The organism is Novosphingobium sp. Chol11 (assembly GCF_900218065.1).
GTDB classification, from domain to species: Bacteria; Pseudomonadota; Alphaproteobacteria; order Sphingomonadales; family Sphingomonadaceae; genus Sphingobium; species Sphingobium agri.
In genome coordinates, this window is record NZ_OBMU01000004.1 from 59174 (window position 1) to 76825 (window position 17652).

Annotated in this window: 21 protein-coding genes; 18 read left to right on the top strand and 3 right to left on the bottom strand. The window is 60.7% G+C overall.

From position 1 onward, the window contains the following. The first annotated feature begins 162 nt into the window (after positions 1–162). From NCHOL11_RS16705 to NCHOL11_RS16755, 10 genes are all read left to right on the top strand, one after another. On the top strand, positions 163–660 hold the full coding sequence (locus NCHOL11_RS16705; protein WP_255254899.1) for a type IV secretion system protein: 498 nt from the start codon (positions 163–165) through the stop codon (positions 658–660). Positions 661–989: 329 nt separating this feature from the next. Beyond that, positions 990–1994: a type IV secretion system protein gene (locus tag NCHOL11_RS16715; protein WP_097093733.1), complete on the top strand. Its 1005-nt coding sequence runs from the start codon at positions 990–992 to the stop codon at positions 1992–1994. Between the two features lie 11 nt (positions 1995–2005). After that, positions 2006–2248: a hypothetical protein gene (locus NCHOL11_RS16720; RefSeq protein WP_097093734.1), complete on the top strand. Its 243-nt coding sequence runs from the start codon at positions 2006–2008 to the stop codon at positions 2246–2248. After that, positions 2245–3087, top strand: coding sequence for a P-type conjugative transfer protein VirB9 (gene virB9, locus NCHOL11_RS16725; protein ID WP_097093735.1), 843 nt, complete (start codon positions 2245–2247; stop codon positions 3085–3087). Before NCHOL11_RS16720 ends, virB9 begins: the two co-directional genes overlap by 4 nt. Before the next feature lies 1 nt (position 3088). Continuing rightward, complete coding sequence (gene virB10, locus NCHOL11_RS16730; protein ID WP_097093736.1) at positions 3089–4270, top strand: type IV secretion system protein VirB10; 1182 nt, start codon at positions 3089–3091, stop codon at positions 4268–4270. Then, on the top strand, positions 4267–5280 hold the full coding sequence (gene virB11 / locus NCHOL11_RS16735; RefSeq protein ID WP_097093737.1) for a P-type DNA transfer ATPase VirB11: 1014 nt from the start codon (positions 4267–4269) through the stop codon (positions 5278–5280). Before virB10 ends, virB11 begins: the two co-directional genes overlap by 4 nt. Next, positions 5277–7073 carry a type IV secretory system conjugative DNA transfer family protein gene (locus NCHOL11_RS16740; protein WP_097093738.1) on the top strand — a complete coding sequence of 599 codons (1797 nt, stop codon included), beginning with the start codon at positions 5277–5279 and terminating at the stop codon, positions 7071–7073. Before virB11 ends, NCHOL11_RS16740 begins: the two co-directional genes overlap by 4 nt. Next, the gene (locus tag NCHOL11_RS16745; RefSeq protein WP_097093739.1) at positions 7074–7853 is read left to right on the top strand and encodes an LPD7 domain-containing protein; all 780 of its coding nucleotides are present in this window, start codon (positions 7074–7076) and stop codon (positions 7851–7853) included. Positions 7854–8196: 343 nt separating this feature from the next. After that, positions 8197–8988 carry a MucR family transcriptional regulator gene (locus NCHOL11_RS16750; RefSeq protein WP_097093740.1) on the top strand — a complete coding sequence of 264 codons (792 nt, stop codon included), beginning with the start codon at positions 8197–8199 and terminating at the stop codon, positions 8986–8988. Between the two features lie 137 nt (positions 8989–9125). Then, positions 9126–9548: an HIRAN domain-containing protein gene (locus NCHOL11_RS16755; protein ID WP_097093741.1), complete on the top strand. Its 423-nt coding sequence runs from the start codon at positions 9126–9128 to the stop codon at positions 9546–9548. Between the two features lie 29 nt (positions 9549–9577). On the opposite strand, the gene NCHOL11_RS16760 is transcribed toward NCHOL11_RS16755, so the two are convergent. Further along, a complete protein-coding gene (locus NCHOL11_RS16760; RefSeq protein WP_097093742.1) occupies positions 9578–10114 on the bottom strand; it encodes a hypothetical protein in 537 nt (178 codons plus the stop codon). A gap of 118 nt (positions 10115–10232) precedes the next feature. Between NCHOL11_RS16760 and NCHOL11_RS16765 the strand changes: the two genes are divergently transcribed. From NCHOL11_RS16765 to NCHOL11_RS16780, 4 genes are all read left to right on the top strand, one after another. Next, complete coding sequence (locus NCHOL11_RS16765) at positions 10233–10565, top strand: HU family DNA-binding protein (RefSeq protein ID WP_176502357.1); 333 nt, start codon at positions 10233–10235, stop codon at positions 10563–10565. Positions 10566–10942: 377 nt separating this feature from the next. Beyond that, positions 10943–11296: a DUF4186 domain-containing protein gene (locus NCHOL11_RS16770; RefSeq protein ID WP_097093744.1), complete on the top strand. Its 354-nt coding sequence runs from the start codon at positions 10943–10945 to the stop codon at positions 11294–11296. A gap of 364 nt (positions 11297–11660) precedes the next feature. Continuing rightward, positions 11661–12557, top strand: coding sequence for an ankyrin repeat domain-containing protein (locus NCHOL11_RS16775; RefSeq protein WP_097093745.1), 897 nt, complete (start codon positions 11661–11663; stop codon positions 12555–12557). 179 nt (positions 12558–12736) lie between these two features. Then, positions 12737–13222, top strand: coding sequence for a hypothetical protein (locus tag NCHOL11_RS16780; RefSeq protein WP_097093791.1), 486 nt, complete (start codon positions 12737–12739; stop codon positions 13220–13222). Between the two features lie 51 nt (positions 13223–13273). Here the strand turns inward: NCHOL11_RS16780 and NCHOL11_RS16785 are convergent, their stop codons facing one another. Further along, complete coding sequence (locus NCHOL11_RS16785; RefSeq protein ID WP_176502352.1) at positions 13274–14263, bottom strand: ribonuclease Z; 990 nt, start codon at positions 14261–14263, stop codon at positions 13274–13276. Between the two features lie 173 nt (positions 14264–14436). On the opposite strand from NCHOL11_RS16785, the gene NCHOL11_RS16790 reads away from it, so the two are divergent. The 4 genes from NCHOL11_RS16790 (at position 14437) to NCHOL11_RS16805 (ending at position 17238) form a co-directional block, all read left to right on the top strand. Then, complete coding sequence (locus tag NCHOL11_RS16790) at positions 14437–14790, top strand: cupin (protein WP_097093792.1); 354 nt, start codon at positions 14437–14439, stop codon at positions 14788–14790. 124 nt (positions 14791–14914) lie between these two features. Continuing rightward, entirely contained in the window at positions 14915–15586 is a 672-nt protein-coding gene (locus NCHOL11_RS16795) for an alpha/beta hydrolase family protein (protein ID WP_097093747.1), read from the top strand. 117 nt (positions 15587–15703) lie between these two features. Further along, entirely contained in the window at positions 15704–16585 is an 882-nt protein-coding gene (locus NCHOL11_RS16800; RefSeq protein ID WP_097093793.1) for a Rossmann-like and DUF2520 domain-containing protein, read from the top strand. Next, on the top strand, positions 16582–17238 hold the full coding sequence (locus NCHOL11_RS16805) for an NAD-dependent dehydratase (protein ID WP_097093748.1): 657 nt from the start codon (positions 16582–16584) through the stop codon (positions 17236–17238). Before NCHOL11_RS16800 ends, NCHOL11_RS16805 begins: the two co-directional genes overlap by 4 nt. A 272-nt stretch (positions 17239–17510) precedes the next feature. Here NCHOL11_RS16805 and NCHOL11_RS16810 read toward each other — a convergent pair. Then, on the bottom strand, positions 17511–17652 hold a 142-nt coding region (locus NCHOL11_RS16810; RefSeq protein WP_141397910.1), incomplete at its 5' end, for an SDR family oxidoreductase.

Below are 17652 nucleotides of genomic sequence, written 5' to 3' on the forward strand. Positions count from 1 at the left end.
AGCCTCACTGCGCGCGTATCTCGCGCAATAGGTCATTCCAGTCGCCCGGATGCGGCGGCAGCTTCACCTCAAGATCACGATCATTCGCGCTAAGATGCGACCTCGCACGCTCAACTGCAGCAAGCGCGTGACCTCTACCGCGATCTCAACAAGGCGACCGACATCGGCAACATCGCGAGCAGTTTACGGACCGATGCCATGCGAGAGTTGAATGTGTCGTCGGGGAGCCTGGATGGCTATGCCGATGGTGATCTCAACGTAATTGGGCGCCTCCGTGGTCGATCCGACAGCGTGTTTGAAGGGCTGATGGACCAGCTGTCTCCCGACACCTCCGCCAGCATGCGGGCAAGCTATGAGACGGGCGCACGCGGCGCGGCCGTCACCGCGGGGCTGGCGGGATCCGTGGGTGATTCTGTGACAAGTCGCCGTGAAGGGCTGGAAGAACTTCGAACGCGGCTCGCCAGCGCCAACTCGGCAGCAGAACGCGCGGACATGAGCGCGCGGCTGCAACTCGAGCAAGTGCAGATGACGAACGACATGATGGCCCTGCAGGCGGTCGAGCTGCAGCGTCGGGCTAAAGCTGAAGCTGATTATCAGAGTTTTGTCGCTGCGCAGGACCGTCAACTTTCCAGGCTCAGATCTCAGGCAGGTGTCGAATAATGCGGCAGACCATCTTAATCAGCGGCGCCGCATTACTTGTGCTTTCCGCCTGTTCCCAGTCTGAGCAGACGCAGTCCGGTGAGGCATTGCAATCTGACCTCCCTCTTCGCTCGGTAGAGTACTTGATGTCTCATGCAGAGGACGCAGCAGCTCTTCAGGCAATGTGTTCAAATTGGAAGAATTCGCAGCGACCGGTTACGAGCTGGCCCTCTGTCGTGACAGAGAACTGCAGCAACAATGACACCGTGCGCATGCTGAAAATTGAGGATGAACGGCGTCAAAAATTGAAGCGTCAGGCTGGAATTTAGAAGCAACTAGGTGGCACCACCATGGATTTCCCGATCTTCGAGAACATGATGAACTCAGTGGATGGTGCGCTTGTCGGCATCATTGCGCTCTATTCCTCAGTGATCGGCATCATCTCTGCTCCCCTCCGTGTGGGTGTGACAATCTACATCGTCCTTCTAGGCGGCGCAATCTTACGCGGAGCTGTCCAGTATCCTGCGCGAGAATTTGTCTACCGCGCGCTGAAGCTCGCAGCCCTAAGCTGGGCGGTTAGTTCGCTTTACGGCGCCTCAGTCGGTCTTTTCACGATGCATGGCCTACCTGGGCAATTTGCCGACGCGCTTGGCGGTGCAGACCTCAACGGCCTTGGTGGATATTTTGATGATCTGCTCCAGGGCGCCTTTCGCGCGATTACGAAGATCGAGGAGATCGTTCGAGCTCATACAATCGTTGCCGGAAAGAACCTTGTCGGAATACCCAACAACTTTGTCGAAATCATCCTCGCTGCCATCGCCAATCTCGTCATATTGATTGTCGCCTTGTTGTCATGCGCGATGGGTTTCACGATCTGCGCCTTTGCCCTTTTTGCGCTCGCCCTTCTCGCAGTCGTTGGCCCTTTATTTGTCTCTGCCTTGTTGTTCGATTCGACACGCGGATGGTTCTTCGCCTGGCTTGGCTCCGCCATCAGCTACATCATGCTCGTCGTCTTTGCGCTCCTAGTTACGCTCTTCATCTCACAATCGACCGATACATTCATCAACGCCATAACCGCCGATGACGAACTGCTGATCGCGATCATGAAGGCCCTGTCATTCTATGTTTTGGGTTTCTTCTTCTTCCTGCAAATTCCGAGCCTGGCGTCAGGGTTGGGTGGCGGGGGCCCTGCCCTCGCTGCGCAGTTCGCCAATGCTGTGACCGTCAACCTCGCCCCGGCCGCCGGCCGCACCATGGCGGGCGCGCCTGCAAGCGGCGTTCGCGCCATTGGTGCCGGCGCATGGCAGCTCGGCGGAAGCCGCGGGAGCGGAGGAACGCTGATCCGCACGCGATAGGAGAAATAGTAATGCAGTTTTCCAAGGCGCTCGCGCCGCTCGCCATTCTTGCCCTTAGTATGCCCTCGCCCGTGTATGCCGCGAAAGAAGCCGAGGTGCCCCGCTGCAACGGCCAGTCCAAACGACCCGCCAATCCCTATGGCACGGTCCTTCCCACCCTGCCCTCGCGCAAATCCGAAGCAGGCCGCTATGCCAATCCCCTTGGCTTCCAGGTGAAGGCCTATCGCGCCGACATAGAAATAGGTGCAAAATGAAACAGCTTTTGAGGGCGGCTGCATTGGGAGCCGCGGCGCTGCCGGTGCACGCTGCTGCTGAAAACACGCCCCGGCCCGTCGCCGCCGATCATCGCGTGCGCGAGGTCAATTATAGCGATCAGAATGTGATCGCGATCCGCAGCGCATTCCGTACTGCCACGCAGATCGAATTCGCATCTGGCGAGGTCATTAAATTCGTGGCGATGGGCGACACCATATCGTGGGAGGTCGCGCCTGCGGAAAACTCCCTGTTCATCAAACCACGCGAACGCGCGGGCGGCACCAATCTCATTGTTGTGACCGACTATGGCGGTCAGAAGCGCAATTACACCTTTGCGCTCTCCGCCGTCGCTAACTCCCGCTCCGCCGGGGCATATTACAAGGTCCGGCTACGCTACCCGCAGCAGGAGGCGGCCGCCCGGCGGGAAGCTGCTGCCCGGCAGCAGCTCGCCCAGGTGCTGGCGCAGCAAAATGGCGCGATCAAGACGGCGCTCGATCTCGGTGTGCTCGAGGGGACCCGCAATCTCAACTATAGGGTGCAGGGATCATCGGAGCTCCAGCCTTCGGAGGTGACTGACAATGGCCAGTTCACAGTGCTGCGCTTCCCCAACCAGCGCGAGATCCCCGCCATCTTCACAGTCAATCCCGACGGCAGCGAAGCGACAGCCTCCTTTGATGTGCGCGACGAATTTGTCGTGATCCACGGCGTGTTTCGACAACTGCGCCTGCGCCGAGGCAAGGTGGTGCTGTGCATCTATAACGATAATCCAAGCTTCTACGGCCGCGATCCCAAAACGGACACCGCGTCGGACGTAGTTCAGCGCACGACGGAGAACTGATGTGAGCGAGAGACATTTCGACGTCGATGCCACCCCAGACCTGACCGATATCGACCGCGACACCGCTGCGGTCGATCGCCCCAACCGCATCCCTTCGCTGACCTCTGTACAGTGGGACACGAAGAAGATGATTGTGGCGGGCGCGATTGGCGGATCGCTCCTGTTTGCCGGCCTCACCATTGCTGCCGGCGTTGGCGGCAACAACAAGCTGGCGGAAATAAAACCCAGGCCGCCGGCGCCCGCAGTGCCCTATGATCCCAAAACCGTCATTGCCCCGACGCTCGATACAGCGGCACTAGATCCGAACGCACCCATCCCGCTGAGCGGCGAGCAGGTGCCGGCGATCGGGCCAGCGGCCAGCGACATCAATCGCCCACAGTCTGCGCAGATGACCGCTGCGCAGCAGCGGATCGCCGAGGCGCAGGCACTGCGTGATTCTGCCCGTCGCTCGACCCTCATCGCCTATAATGGCACATCAGGCCAGCTGGCAGGTCCGGCTCTCGGCGCATGGGGCGGCGAGCTGCCGCAAGCCGCTGCGCCTGATCCTGCTGCCGGGCAGACGACGACGCTCGACAATTTGAAGCGCACCTCCGCCATCGGCCGCACCAGCGCGCGCATGATCGGCGACCGCAATTATCTGGTGACCGCTGGCTCGATCATTCCTTGTACGCTCCAGACCGCCATGGACAGCAGCGTGCCCGGCTATGCGACCTGTATCGTCCCGCGCGACATCTACTCCGATAATGGCCGCGTAGTGCTGATGGAGAAAGGCACGCGCGTCTTTGGCGAATATCAGGGCGGGCTCAACCGCGGGCAATATCGCCTGTTCGCCATGTGGAGCCGCGCCGTCACGCCCCGCGGCGTGTCGATCGACATCGCCTCCCCTGCATCTGACAGCCTTGGCCGCGCCGGCATTGGCGGCAAGGTCGATCGCTTCTTCTGGGAGCGCTTCGGCTCTGCTTTGCTCTTCAGTGTGCTGGAGGACGGCGCCTCGGTCGCGTCTACTGCCGTTGGTCAGGCTGGCAGCAATCTGACCCGCGTGCCTTCAGACTCCGCGTCGACCATTCTGCAAGACAGCCAACAGATCAAGCCGGTGCTCCGTGTCCCGCAGGGGACGAACCTCGCCATCACCGTCGCGCAGGATTTCGACTTTGCGCAAGTCTATGGATTGAGCCTCAAATGAGCTTCACCGCCTTCCGCAACACGGCCGTGCTCGATGATGCGGTGCGACCCTTGCGGAAATACCTCGATCAGGAGGATGTCACCGAGGTCGTCATCAATCAACCCTTGGAGGTGGCGGTAGAGCGCAAGGGTGGCTGGAGCTGGGCGGTAGAAGAAGAACTTACCCTCTCCCGGCTCAACATCCTTGCGACAGCCGCCGCAGCCTTCACGTCGCAGGACATCACCCGCGAAAACCCGATCTGCTCGACCATTTTTCCGACCGGCGAGCGTGTCCAGATCGTCGCGCCACCGGTGGCGCCGGACGGGACCGTCTCGATCACCATCCGCAAGCCCTCCACCAAGGCGATGAGCATGGAAGATTTCCATGACCATGGCCTCTTTTCTGAGACCAGGGTCGCCGAGCGCGGCATGACCGACACAGAGCATCAGTTGCTCGCCCTGCTAACGCAAGGACGTCATGTTGAGTTCTTCACGGCTGCCGTGCGCGCGCGCCTCAATATTCTGATCTCTGGCGCGACCGGGTCGGGCAAAACCACCTTTGCCAAGGGGCTGATCCGGCTCATCCCCGACGAGGAGCGGCTGCTCACCATTGAAGACACGCGCGAGCTGGTCGTGCCCCATCGCAACGTCGTCCACATGACCTATAGCAAGGATGGTCAGGGGACCGCCAAGGTGACGGCCAAGGAACTGCTGGAGAGCGCGCTTAGAATGCGGCCTGATCGCATCCTGCTGCAGGAGCTGCGGGACGGTACCGCCTTCTTCTATCTGCGCAACGTCAATAGCGGTCATCCGGGATCCATCACCACAATTCATGCCGCGTCGGCCGAATTGGCCTTTGATCAGCTGACCCTGCTGGTAAAAGAAAGCGAAGGCGGCGCGGACCTGGGGCGCGACGATATCCGCTCGCTTCTGAAGATCCTCGTCGATGTCGTGGTCCAGATGAAGAAGGTGAAAGGCCAGTTCCGCGTGACCGAAATCTATTATGATCCGGCTGGGCGGCACGCGGAATGAACCGAAGCGCAACGCTGGCAATCGGCCTTCCCGCAGCGCTGCTTCTCCTGTGCCTGACAGCGTCTATCGTGGCGTGGTTCGCGCTTGGTCTGCCGGCAGCGGCCTATGACCCGATCAAGATGCCGGCCTTCTTCTGGTATTATCGTGGCGATCCGGTCGTTCTCAAAGGTCTCGCCGGCGGCGTTGCCGCAGGATCCCTCGTCTCTGGCCTGCTCTGGTATTGGGTGGCGACGCGCAAACCCCCGCTGCACGGCGCTGCCCGCTTTGCCAAGGCGCGTGAAATCAGGCGCAATGGCTTTCGTGGGCACGAAGGGATCGTCCTTGCCAAGAAGTCGGGCCGCTATCTGATCTTTGAAGGCAATGAGCATATCATTGTCGAGGCCCCTACCCGCTCGGGCAAGGGCGTTGGCATTGTCATTCCTAATCTGCTGAGCTGGGCCGGCTCCACGGTCGTGCTGGATGTGAAGCGCGAAAATTATGACGCCACCGCCGGCTTTCGCGCAAAGCATGGACAGGCCGTCTATCTGTTTAATCCCACGGATCCAGAAGGCCGGACCGCCCGATATAACCCCCTTGCCTATATCGACCGGACCGACCCCGATCAGGTTATCATCGAATTGCAGAAGATCGCCACCATGTTGTTCGTGGCGCCCGAGCGCGGCGAACCCTTCTGGACGGATTCAGCTCGCACCGCCTTTGTCGGGGTTGGCGCCTATCTCGCTCAGACCGAGGGAGCCTTCACGATCGGCGGCATCTACCGGCTGATGACGACCGGCGATACGCGCGGCTATTTTCGCGGGATACTCGATGACCCCGGCCTGCGCTTGTCGACCGGCTGCCGCAATGCGCTCGCCGATTTCACATCGGGGGCTGACAATACCTTCGCCAACATCGTCCAGACGGTCACGTCCAAGCTCAGCCTCTGGCTCAATCCCCGCGTCGACGCCGCCACAGAAGAAAGCGACTTTGACCTGCGCGAGCTGCGCACGAAGCCGATGTCGGTCTACCTTGGGGTATCGCCCGATGAGCTGGATCGGGTGGCGCCGCTTTACAGCCTATTGTTCCAGCAGCTGATCGACCTCAATGTCCGCGATCTCCCGAGTGATCGCACGCCGATACAGGTTCTTGTGCTGCTCGATGAATTTGCCCGGCTCGGCCGCGCCCAGGTGATCGCCAGCGCCTTTTCCTATGTCGCGGGCTATGGCATGCGGCTGCTGCCGGTCATCCAATCGCGATCCCAGCTGCGCGCCGTTTTTGGCGAGCATGTTGCTGATGAGATCGTAGCAAATTGCGGCGTGGAGGTCGCTTTCACGCCCAAGGAATTGCGCGTGGCCAATGAGCTTTCCGAAAGGATCGGCTATGTGGGGCAAGAGGCGGTCACCAAATCCCTCACGATCCACGGGCTTCTCGCCAATCGCTCCAAATCCATGTCCGATCACCGGCGCGCGCTTTTGTTGCCGCAGGAGTTGATGCAGTTTCCGAGCGACGAGCTCCTCCTGCTGCGCGGCGGCATGCCGCCGATCCGGGCGAACAAGATCCGCTACTATGCTGACCGCCGCTTCACGCGCCGGCTTGCCACCGCGCCGGTTGTTGCTCCGATCGCGCGGCGGATCGAGGCAAAGGAGGAGCTCCCTCCGTGCGTTCTGCCCGACGCTGATCAACTTACCAGTCCCGATCCCGAGACCTTCGCGATGGACTGCGTGGTGATCACCGACTTTCCCGACATGCTGATCGACGTCGAGACGGATCGAAGCGGCCACGGCCGAGTGGGTGTCATTGAACAGGAGCGATAGATGGCTGAGAAGACGAACCCTCCGGAACCCGACGAGGAAAAGGCCCGCAAGCGCAACAGCGTGGAAATGCCCAAGGAGCTCGAAGCCCGCTTTCTGCGGGTCGGCGATAAGCTCTATCGCAGCGCGCATGACAAGGATGCGGTTGCGACCATCTCGCCCGACCGCATCAAGGCGAGGGATGCCCGCGCCCTTCCCGATCTCATCCGGCTCGCCAAAGCCAATGGCTGGACGGCGCTCAGGATCAAGGGCGACACAGAGTTTAAACGCGCCGCCTATCTCGCTGCATCAGCGCAGGGTCTGACCATCGAGGGCTATCGGCCTGACGCCAGGACCCGGGCAGCGGCGCAGCGCGATCAGGCGCAGCAAGCGGGGAGTGCCAGCGCTCGGACGGGCACGCGCGCTGCCGGCGAGGCCGAAAGCCAGGAGCGTAGGTCAAGGACAGCACGTCAGACGCGGGACGCTAAGGAAAAACCTGATCAGCAAACCCATCTTGCCGAACGATTTCGCCGTCAGTCACATGGCGAGAATGCCAAGGATCCGCAGCTGCGCCGTGCGCAGAGCCATGTGGCCTATGCCATGACCATTGCTGCGCGGCGCTTCCCCGCTGATGAAGGCCGACGCACTGGCTTTGTCGATCAGCGCAAGGAAGAGGTCGCCAGCCGAATAGAACGGGGTGAGCAGATTGCGGGCGTGCAGGTCCGCCAGCAACGCGATGAGCGTGTCCGCTCGATCCAGCAGAGCCAGATCCTGCAGCGGCAGCGCTCACCCCATGGCCGCTGACGAACCGACCAAAGAGGCAGTATGTGTCGAACCAGATTAACGAACACCGCCCAGTCATTATCTGCGATCACATTGTGCCCTCAGGGATAGCGCTCCGGGCCGCAAGCCCCGGTAAGTGGGACAGAGGTGTTCCGAAAGCTTACCCCGTGCCTAACATAGTTTGCCGAATAGGGCAGACTGATCAAATTACAGCTACGGCGGTGAGCCACGCTCCTATTTGGATGACATGATTGTCGCTGCGGCGCTTAAGCTTTGGACAGATTACCGCTCCTAACCTCCAACATTTACATTTGATCAATTATCGCGCAGAGGGATCGTCACCACTCAAGATGGGTCAATCCTCATGGCAGATGAAATCAACTCCGACATCACCGCGCTCACCGTTCAACTTCTAAGTGCCTTCGTATCGAAAAACTCGGTTCCCAGCGAAAATCTTGCCGAGCTCATCAAGACCACGCGGGCAGCTTTGACTGAACAACTCACACCTGCCGCGAGCGAAACACCGGCACAAGAATTTGTCCCAGCAGTCTCTGTCCGCAAGAGTCTGTCGTCGCCGGAGCACATCATCAGTCTCATTGATGGAAAGCCCTACAAGACCCTGAAGCGGCATCTTGCCACGCATGGGCTGACGCCAGAACAATATCGCGAGCGCTACAAGCTGCCCAAGTCATACCCGCTGGTAGCGCCAAGCTATTCGGACGCGCGCCGCGCTGTCGCTGAGAGGCTCGGCTTAGGCAGGAAACCGGCAGCTGCGCCTGAGGCCAAGGCTGCTGCTGGCAAAGCGCCTGCCAAGGCCGCAAAGCCCAAGGCAGCGCCTGCGTCGGCTGAAAAGGCCGAAGCAAAGGCGCCTGCAGCTGCCAAGGCGACGCCACGTAAGCGCCTTTCGATCTTCGCAAACAAGGGAGAAAGGTCCGCGGCGTCCGCCACCGCTGAGGCGCAGGGCACTGACGCTGTGAAGAGCGCTCCGCAAAGCGACGCTGGCAAGACCGCCAAGCCTAGGACCGGCGCTGCGAAGGCGACACCTGCTGCGAAGAACAAGGCAGCCGCCAAGCCGAAGGCCTCAAAGGTCAACGGGAAAGCGGCCGCTTCAGCAGCCGTGGATGCAAAGGCACCCCAGCCCGAGACCACCAACTGACCAAAAGAACGGGCAGCCCCGCGATCAAGTGGGGCTGCCGCCTTTTCCAGGTAAATGGCCGACCGGAGAGTCCGTAGGCTGCGCCCCTACCGCGGACCCTCTGGACAGCGAACCGGCCCCTCCCCTAAGCGCAGCCCATGCCAAAGGAACTCAGTCTTGCCGTCCTTGGAGCATTGCACCCCAACGCCGACGGCACGAACCGGCAGTTTGAGATCCGCATGCTCAATCCGGGCGACGAGGTCTCGCTGGTGCTGGAACCCAGCAATAAAATAGACAGCTCTGCGGTCGCGGTATTTTCCTTTCGCGGATTGCAGATCGGCTATTTATCGGCTGAGCGGTGTGGCTGGATCGGCGCCAAGATCAAACAGGGGCAGGATGTACGCGCCGTATTCCAGGTGGCGACCAAGGATGGGGCGATTATCCGCGTGCACCTCGACGGCGGCACCCCAACCCTACCACCGCCGCTGCCTGAGCCTACCGCGACCGAAGACGAGCTCCATCCGAGCCGGGCTGATCCTGGCTCTGGCTTTTGGCCAGATTATATTCCGCCAGACGATTGATGCCACGCCCGCGGGCCTAGCATCATCTGCTAATGCACGCGGCCAAGAGCCCGTTTCGCTTCGGGCGTGATCGTGTACACCGCTTCGCGCTGCGCGCCGCGGTTCGCATGATCGACGCGGTAGCCCTTATAGTGACGGCGAAGCAGACCAGCGCGGACCAGGTCTGACGCGGCCCGGCTGATGCTTGTCCGACCCGACCGCAAAATGCGCGCTTTCACCTCATCTGCAAGCATGACTTCCGCGGCGGCATGATCCTCTGGCAGTCGTCCTTTGGCGACGAGATCCGCGTGCACTGTTTCTATGAGCGTGCGCCTCCGGCCGTCGCGCTGCGCAAGCGGGATCAGCGCCTCGCAGAGCCAATCCCGCACCGGAAGCAGCGCGCCGCCATAGCGTACATAAGGTCCGATGCTGTCGCCTTGGCCTGCAGCCTTGTAGATGAGATTGAGCACCATGAACGCGTAACGCGGACGCTTGGACACTTGCGAGATGCGATCGATGAGATCCGGCAGCGAGCCCAGGCTAGGCGCTGCTTCAATGGGTGCGAAAAGATCGGCCTGCTGGAACATATCAGGAATCTAGCACAAGCTGGCCCCATGTGAATCCCCCCAGATCCCTTTGGAACAACAATAAACGCATGTGTCACTTTACCGTGCGGCTGCAGAGTGTCAGCGGCCTGTAAATCCGATTGCTCAAGGTGGAAAACCCTATAGATATGGCACCTCCTTTCGTTCGGAGACCTTCATGAACAACAGCGGACTCGCCGAAGCCATTGCCACCGAGCATGGCCTCAGCAAAGCGGACGCCCGCACCTATGTGGAAGCGGTGTTCACCACCATCGCCAATGCGGCCGCCAATGGCAACGAGGTCAGCCTCAACGGTTTTGGCAAGTTCAAGGTGAAGGACAGTCCCGCTCGTGAAGGCCGCAATCCGGCCAATGGCCAGACGATCCAGATCGCTGCGTCAAAGAAGCTGACCTTCACCCCTGCAAAGGCGGTCAAGGATCAGTTGAACGGCTGAGCAGAGGGGCGCCACCGGACGCGGCGGCGCTCCATTCCTCTTTGCGAATGTCAGTTTTTCTAAGCTGGTAAAGTGACACTTCTGACATTTTGTTGGTCTGGCGATCTCGCACACGCTGTGAGTTGCACTTTTTGCAATCAAGGTGCCGCGCTTCGCAGTTGTCGAAAGGAAGGTGCAATGTGAAAGGGCCTCTGCCTTTCAGGCATCCTCTCCTAAGACTTAACGGGCTGGTCGTTTTCGATCGGCCCTTTTTTTCGTCTGTACTGTTCGGCGCCAAATTCCTTTTGAACGCGTGACCGATCAGTCGCCGCACCCGCCGCTCACGGCACGCGGACGGCTCATCGGCTAATTTGTAATCTCCACTGTTGAGCTGCCACATGCGTGACTTGAATATGATTTTTGCCAGCCTGCGTCGTTCCCGCTTCCGTTCAAGATTCCGGCTCGGCACTGCGGAGCTGGCATATCTTGAGGCCCGCGGACTGCCTGTGATTTTGACGCATGCCGCCGACTTTGTTGCCAAACGCCTTTCACCAGCGGCGCCGGCAAACGATGGTAAACAGACACCGATGCGGGGCCATCCTGTATTCATCGCGCAACATGCCACAGCAACTTGCTGTCGTTCGTGTCTCGCCAAGTGGCATGGCATTCCTCAAGAGCGCCCGCTGACGCAAAGCGAGCAGGATCACATCATCGCGGCGATCGCACATTGGCTTGAGGGACAATGCCCATGAGCTCGGATCGTGACGACCTCGCTGATTTGATGCGCTCTGCACGACCCCGCGTCGGGGCGATGAAGGCGCGGGACTGCGGGTTCTCGAGCGCCATCCATTCGACCACGCGCTCGGGCGCCTTGATCCCGCCATTTTGATGAAGACTTGGAGGCGATTGACCAAGTGTTTCGCGTGCAACTTGGCGCCGGATGAAGCTTATCAGGCGAGCCGGCCAACTTAGATCAGTAAATTCCACCCTCACCGAGAGCCACATCATATCTGGTGCAATCCAGGACTTTACGCGCAAAATTGCCCCTTCTATTGGGAGCCATACGCGCAGGTGATCTAGGTCGAAGACGGCGCGACAACGGGGGGGTACAAAAATATGTTGCGTCATATGCTGGTCGGGGTGGCCGCGCTGTTCATGTCTTCCGCTGCGATCGCGGGCGACCCTTTTGACGACGCGCGTTACTATCTTCAGGTAAAGCAGAATGCCGAAGCCTTGACCATTGTCGATAGCGGTCAATTCGATGTGAACATGCAGACCGAGGAAGGATTTGGCCTGCTCCATTATGCCGCCGGGGCAGGTAATCTTGAGATGGTGAGAGCGCTTCTCGCACGCGGCGCCAATCCCCACCTCAAATCTCAGTCCGGAACCACGCCTTACCAGATGGCGATCGGCACGATGGTGCAGGCTGAAATCCGCAAGGCGATCGCCAAGGGCGCCGGTGGAGCGCGGACGGAAGCTTCCGGTCAGTCGGCCGCTGCGCCAGGCCGCGCTGGCACACCGTCTGCCGCAGGGAACGGCATGTGCGCCATGGTGCGATCCGATCCGGTGAATGACGGACGATCCCCAGCCATGCGCCCCTTTTTGAAAGCCAAGGATGCCATTTGGTACAACCATCCCGACGAACTCATCGGTTTGATTGAGGATTGCGTCGGCGTAAACGATCAGGACCAGTATGGCTGGACCTTGCTGCATCATGCGGCTGACCGCGATCGCGTCGCGCTCGCCAAAATCCTTTTGGATCATGGCGCCCGGCGGTCCATCCGCAACAAGGATGGCCAGACCGCGCCCCAACTCGCCACCTCGCCTGAGATGAAGGCGCTGCTCGGCGCCACATCTGCGAAACCCGCAGCTGCCACGGGTCCGGCTGCCAGCCGAAAAGTGGAGTGTCAGCAGAAATACCAGGCCGATGCCGCGCTCGCATCTGATACAACCGGAAAGCTGCGCGCAATGCGGCGTTGGCAGCAATGCCTGAATACCGGCCGTTATTGGTAACGGCGGATTGGTGTAGGACCGGCTCTCGACCTTGGATCGTCATCCATCAAACTGCCTCTCTTCCCGATCGCTGCTGCAAGAGGGCGGATAGACAGATTATATATCGCTACTGTCGGCTGGCTATGCTCCCGCGCCCACTGATGTTAAGTTATCTGCTGCCATAAATGGGAGCCGGTAGGATGCGCGTTCGTTTTCTCAGCGTTGCCCTCGCCATTCTGATCAACACATCAGCACTTGCCGCTCCATCGGGCGCAGAGCAGGTCTCCATATTCAAGACAGCGGGGTTTACCCAGCATGGCCGGCAATGGAGGTCGGGAAACTGCGAGCCGCCGGAACTCTCCTATGAGCCGGGATCGATAGTGAGATTTCGGGATTTAAACGGCGACGGCCGGCCCGAGGCAGTCGTCACCGAAGGCGGTGGCTTGTGCTACGGAAACACCGGGCAGAATTTCTGGATGCTCTCGAAACAACCGAACGGCACATGGAAAATCCTGGTCGAATCACTAGGCATGCCCGAGTTCCTGCCCACCAAGGGAGCGAACGGTTATCCGGACCTGCTAGTTGGCGGACCTGGCTTTTGCTTCCCTGTGTTGCGGTGGAATGGTCGAGCGTACACCCGTCATCATTTCGAATATGAAGGCAAAGCTTGTCGACCGCCGTCGTGAGGAAAAATGGGAGACGGCGACCCATCGGATAACCTCGCCTGAGCTATCTCGCTACCGGTCGCCGCGAAACGCTGCGTCCACCTCATCTAACATTCGTGCCTCTTCGCCTGCATAGCGGGGAGAGAAATGGAATGGCTCGACACGGCGAACAGCCGCGGCGCGGGCTATTTCGCCTGCCGCTATAGTCGTAAGATGAGCGCGCGCGGTAGCCTGCGCTTTATCTGCGGCTGAGAAGCTCGCTTCCACGAAAAACAGATCGGCTTCGCGGGCGATTGTGTAAATGGCGGTGCGATTGCCGTGCGTGTCAGCGACATCGGTAACATAGGCGATCTTCTGCCCTCGCTCGACGGTGGCGAGATCGCGCAGGTCGCCGAGTGTGGCAGTCTGCCCATCGGGCAGGTCGATCGGCACGTCGCCCGGTTCATCCGCATAGATGGCACGCTTGAGGCGCTGCAACCATGGTCCGGGCGAAAGTCCGCGAGCGTCCAGACGATTTCTCCAGATGTTGACATGGATCGGCTCCTGCACCGCGAAGCCAAGGCTTACGCCATGATGTTCCAATATGGCGATGCCCAGCTGGAAGTCCGGCCAAATGATGCTTGGGCCCTTTTTCCACCGAGGAAGCTCGGCCGCTTCGGGCGCAAAGCGCGCCTTCAGACGGAAGCGCACTGCGTCCAGCTTCTCCGCCGAAAGCACTTCAATGACGGTAAATGCCAGGTCGGTCGCATAGCGGTCGACCAAATCCCAAGTATAGGCTTGCAGCTTGTGTCCCACCGCTCCGATTATCCCCACCGGCCCGACAATGGTGATCTCCTTTTCGCGACCGACGTGAACGCGCAGCAGCCGGTCGAAGCCGATGAAATGATCCATGTGCGTGTGTGAAACAAACACATGGGTGATGCGCAGCAGATCGCGGGTGCTGAGCGGCGCTAAATCCCCCAGGTCGAACAACAGCGCGTTGCGGCGGTGGAGTGCTTCAACAAACACAGCAGGATCGCCAAACCGCCCGTTCACGAGCCTGGGATGGAGCGTGGGACGCATACCCTCCAAAACCGACGGAATTTCCAAGGGTTCCTTGAAAAGACCGCCCACCGACCGGTTCGGTTCATGTTGCGTCTTCACGACCCGCGAGCGATCGCTTGGCGCGCCTCTCGATGATGCGAAAAATGCGGTATTCGCTTGTAATTCTTCCCAGTCATTTTCATGTCCGATCCATGGGATCACATTCTGATCAGGGATCATCGGCCGCGACGCCCGGCAATCTGCCGGAAGTGCAGTGCGGTCGCGAGGAGCAGGAGCTGTTCGAAGATCTGCTACGCCGACCGGGCATACGCATCGAGCGCATTGTATCGCACGGACAAACGACGCCGGTTGACCAACCCTATGTGCAAGACTGGGATGAATGGGTACTGATTTTGGCAGGCTCTGCCGAACTCACCCTGGAGGGCCTTGGCCAGAAAGGCTTGGTCACTGGCGAACATCTTCTCATTCCCGCGGGCGTACCGCATCTCGTCACCTACACAGCCGATCCGACAATCTGGCTCGCCATTCATATCGGTGAACCATAGCCAAGCGTTGCGGCCGTTGACCGCCAAATCCCGCACGGCTTCCTCTTTGTACTTCGCCGCTGGCGGTTAACGGCGGTAACCACTGGGTTCATGCTAGACCCGAATTGAACAAAGGCCCTCCGAGATGGAATTGCTCAATGTCCGTATTCCTGTCGGGGAGGCTTCTGTCTCGGGCCTGATGCTGCGACCGCCGAACGCAAAGGCGCTCTATTTGTTTGCCCATGGCGCCGGCACCAACATGGTCCACAAAAATATGGCGTCCAAAGCCGAAGGTCTTGCGGCGCGGGACATCGCGACGCTGCGCTATCAGTTTCTCTACAGCGAAAAGGGCTCGAAGCGACCTGACGGGCCGGCGCTCGCCCATGCTGTCGTGCGCGCCGCAGCCGAACAGGCGGCGCTGCTGGCACCTGACTTTCCCCTGTTCGCCGGCGGACGCTCTTTCGGTGGTCGGATGACGTCCCAGACGCAAGCCGAAACGCCCTTACCCGGCGTGCGGGGCTTGGCGTTCCTTGGTTTCCCTCTCCATCCGTCTGGCAAGCCGGGGATCGACCGCGCCCAGCATCTGGTAAGCATCCAGATTCCCCTGCTCTTCATTAGCGGCTCTCGCGACCCACTGGCGAGCATGGACCTGCTCAAGCCGGTCAGTGCCGATCTTGGCGAACGCGCGACGCTGCGGATCATCGACCATGCGGATCATAGTTTCAAGGTCAGTGCAAAAAGCGGCCGCACCGCCAGCGACGCAGAGGTCGAAGCGCTGGATACGCTGGCAGGCTGGATCGGCCTGAACTTGGGGTAGAATGGTTACTTGCAGCATGGGGCGCGTCCATCAGTTCCTTTGGGGGATGCGGAACGGCTGCGATCATCGTGCAAGACGGCGGCCGCCGCCATTTGCTATTGCAGGGGAATGAGCATCATGCCTCGCGTCACATCCTATGGACGGATCGGGATCATCGGCTCCGGCCGGGTCGCGTCCGCCCTTGGACTCGCTCTTGCCGAACTTTCGGTAGAGCCGCTTGCGCTCTGGGGCCGCGATCCGGCACGATGTGCCACCGCAGTCGCCTCGATCGGCCGCGCCGTTGCCGCGCCGCGAATGACGGACATCGCCGAGACCTGCGATCTGATCGTCCTTGCCGTTTCGGATGACGCCCTTGAACAGAGCATCCTCGATCTCGGTGCCGGCGGCGGGATTGCACCTCCTTTCATCTTCCATGTCAGTGGACGCAACGGCGCTGCCATATTGGCGCCGCTCGGCGTCAAGGGATGGCTCACCGCAGCGATCCATCCGGCCATGACCTTCACCGGTGATCCGCACGCGGAGGTCGGGCAGATGATCGGAGCGCGCTTTGCCGTAACCGGCTCGACAGACCAGGCAAATGAAGCAGCTCGCGCCGTCGTCGCGCATCTGGGCGGCATTCCGGTAGACATCGCCGAAGAGCATCGGCCGCTCTACCATGCTGCCCTCTGCCATGGCGCCAATCACCTCATCACGCTGATCGCCGGCTCCTGTGAGGCACTGGCGGCCGCCGGCGTGGACGATCCCGCCGCGCTGCTCGCGCCGTTGGTCCGCGCCGCCCTGGAGAACAGTCTTGGCAAGGGCATGGCAGGTCTGTCAGGCCCTTTGTTGCGTGGCGATAAAGCGACGATCGCCGGGCATATCTCCGCCCTGCGCAAGGACTGTCCCCCTCTCCTGCCGCCCTATCAGGCGATGGGGCTTGCCACGCTTGACGCGCTGGAACGGCTGAACGGAAAGGAACTGCCCTCCCCCTGCCGACCCATGCTGGAGAAGGAACGATGACGAAGCTGCTGCTGGCAGGCGCAACTGGACTGGTCGGTGACGAGGCACTGGCACTGTCCCTGGCGGACGAGCGGGTAACGCAGGTCGTTGCGCCAACGCGCCGGCCGCTTGCACCCCATCCCAAGCTCCTCAATCCGATCGTGGAGGCCGACAGCCTTCCGCTCGCAGCCGACTGGTGGGCGGTGGATGGCGGCCTCTGCGCGATCGGAACGACAAGGGCGAAGACCCCATCGGCCGCAGCCTACCGCGCCATCGACCTCGATTATGCTCTCGCCATCGCAACGCGGATACGGGAGGGCGGCGCGCGCCGCTTCGCCCTGACTTCCTCCATAGGCGCAAACGCGCGATCGCATTTCTTGTACTCGCGGACCAAGGGCGAGTTGGAGGACGCCGTCACACGCCTCTGCTTTCCCTCGCTGACCATCGTCCGTCCCGGTTTCATCGGCGGTGAACGGAAGGAGCGCCGGCCGCTGGAGCATTTCGTAGGTGGCCTTCTGCGCATCGCCGACTCCATCCTGCCGCCCATGGCGCGGATCAGTCCCGCAAGGACTATAGCCGCTTTTCTCGTCGATACGGCGATCGGCGGCCGGGTCGGCAACCACTGCGTTAGCGCGGCGGATATCGCGCTTGCTGCGTCGAACCGCCACCTGTAACTCAGGATCATGCGTCGCTCGCCAAATTGTGAGTGGTCGGCTTGAGGATAAGTCCGACCCTTCCTGGACGCTCAGGCGCCATTTTTCTGTCGCGAGGTCCAGTCGGTCTGCTTTTTCCTCTTAGGGACCAAGGCTGGCCGATTCCCGCCTATCGGCTTAGGAACAAGAGTTTCAGAACGGATGCCATGCCCCGGCAGATGACCCGGCCGTGCCGCGCCCAGCCTGGGCTAGACGACGCACGTGGAAAGTGCGCGTTGCTCGGCACCGCCGGTTCAGCGCTGGGAAGAGATATTTCCCCCATCCACCACGATCTGCGCAGCGGTGATATAGCTCGCCTCGTCAGACAACAAGAAACGGACCACGCGCCCTATCTCCTCCGCCTCGCCCATGCGGCCCAGCAGGATGCGTTTTTCG

Bases quoted from the DNA above. Each gene is read 5' to 3' on its own strand.
- NCHOL11_RS16750 (WP_097093740.1), top strand. From the start codon at position 8,197: ATGGCAGATGAAATCAACTCCGACATCACCGCGCTCACCGTTCAACTT.
- NCHOL11_RS16755 (WP_097093741.1), top strand. From the start codon at position 9,126: ATGCCAAAGGAACTCAGTCTTGCCGTCCTTGGAGCATTGCACCCCAAC.
- NCHOL11_RS16770 (WP_097093744.1), top strand. From the start codon at position 10,943: ATGCGTGACTTGAATATGATTTTTGCCAGCCTGCGTCGTTCCCGCTTC.
- NCHOL11_RS16740 (WP_097093738.1), top strand. From the start codon at position 5,277: ATGAACCGAAGCGCAACGCTGGCAATCGGCCTTCCCGCAGCGCTGCTT.
- virB9 (WP_097093735.1), top strand. From the start codon at position 2,245: ATGAAACAGCTTTTGAGGGCGGCTGCATTGGGAGCCGCGGCGCTGCCG.
- NCHOL11_RS16745 (WP_097093739.1), top strand. From the start codon at position 7,074: ATGGCTGAGAAGACGAACCCTCCGGAACCCGACGAGGAAAAGGCCCGC.
- NCHOL11_RS16785 (WP_176502352.1), bottom strand. From the start codon at position 14,263: ATGCGTCCCACGCTCCATCCCAGGCTCGTGAACGGGCGGTTTGGCGAT.
- NCHOL11_RS16720 (WP_097093734.1), top strand. From the start codon at position 2,006: ATGCAGTTTTCCAAGGCGCTCGCGCCGCTCGCCATTCTTGCCCTTAGT.
- NCHOL11_RS16715 (WP_097093733.1), top strand. From the start codon at position 990: ATGGATTTCCCGATCTTCGAGAACATGATGAACTCAGTGGATGGTGCG.
- NCHOL11_RS16795 (WP_097093747.1), top strand. From the start codon at position 14,915: ATGGAATTGCTCAATGTCCGTATTCCTGTCGGGGAGGCTTCTGTCTCG.
- NCHOL11_RS16805 (WP_097093748.1), top strand. From the start codon at position 16,582: ATGACGAAGCTGCTGCTGGCAGGCGCAACTGGACTGGTCGGTGACGAG.
- NCHOL11_RS16780 (WP_097093791.1), top strand. From the start codon at position 12,737: ATGCGCGTTCGTTTTCTCAGCGTTGCCCTCGCCATTCTGATCAACACA.
- NCHOL11_RS16800 (WP_097093793.1), top strand. From the start codon at position 15,704: ATGCCTCGCGTCACATCCTATGGACGGATCGGGATCATCGGCTCCGGC.
- NCHOL11_RS16790 (WP_097093792.1), top strand. From the start codon at position 14,437: ATGGGATCACATTCTGATCAGGGATCATCGGCCGCGACGCCCGGCAAT.
- virB11 (WP_097093737.1), top strand. From the start codon at position 4,267: ATGAGCTTCACCGCCTTCCGCAACACGGCCGTGCTCGATGATGCGGTG.
- NCHOL11_RS16760 (WP_097093742.1), bottom strand. From the start codon at position 10,114: ATGTTCCAGCAGGCCGATCTTTTCGCACCCATTGAAGCAGCGCCTAGC.
- NCHOL11_RS16775 (WP_097093745.1), top strand. From the start codon at position 11,661: ATGTTGCGTCATATGCTGGTCGGGGTGGCCGCGCTGTTCATGTCTTCC.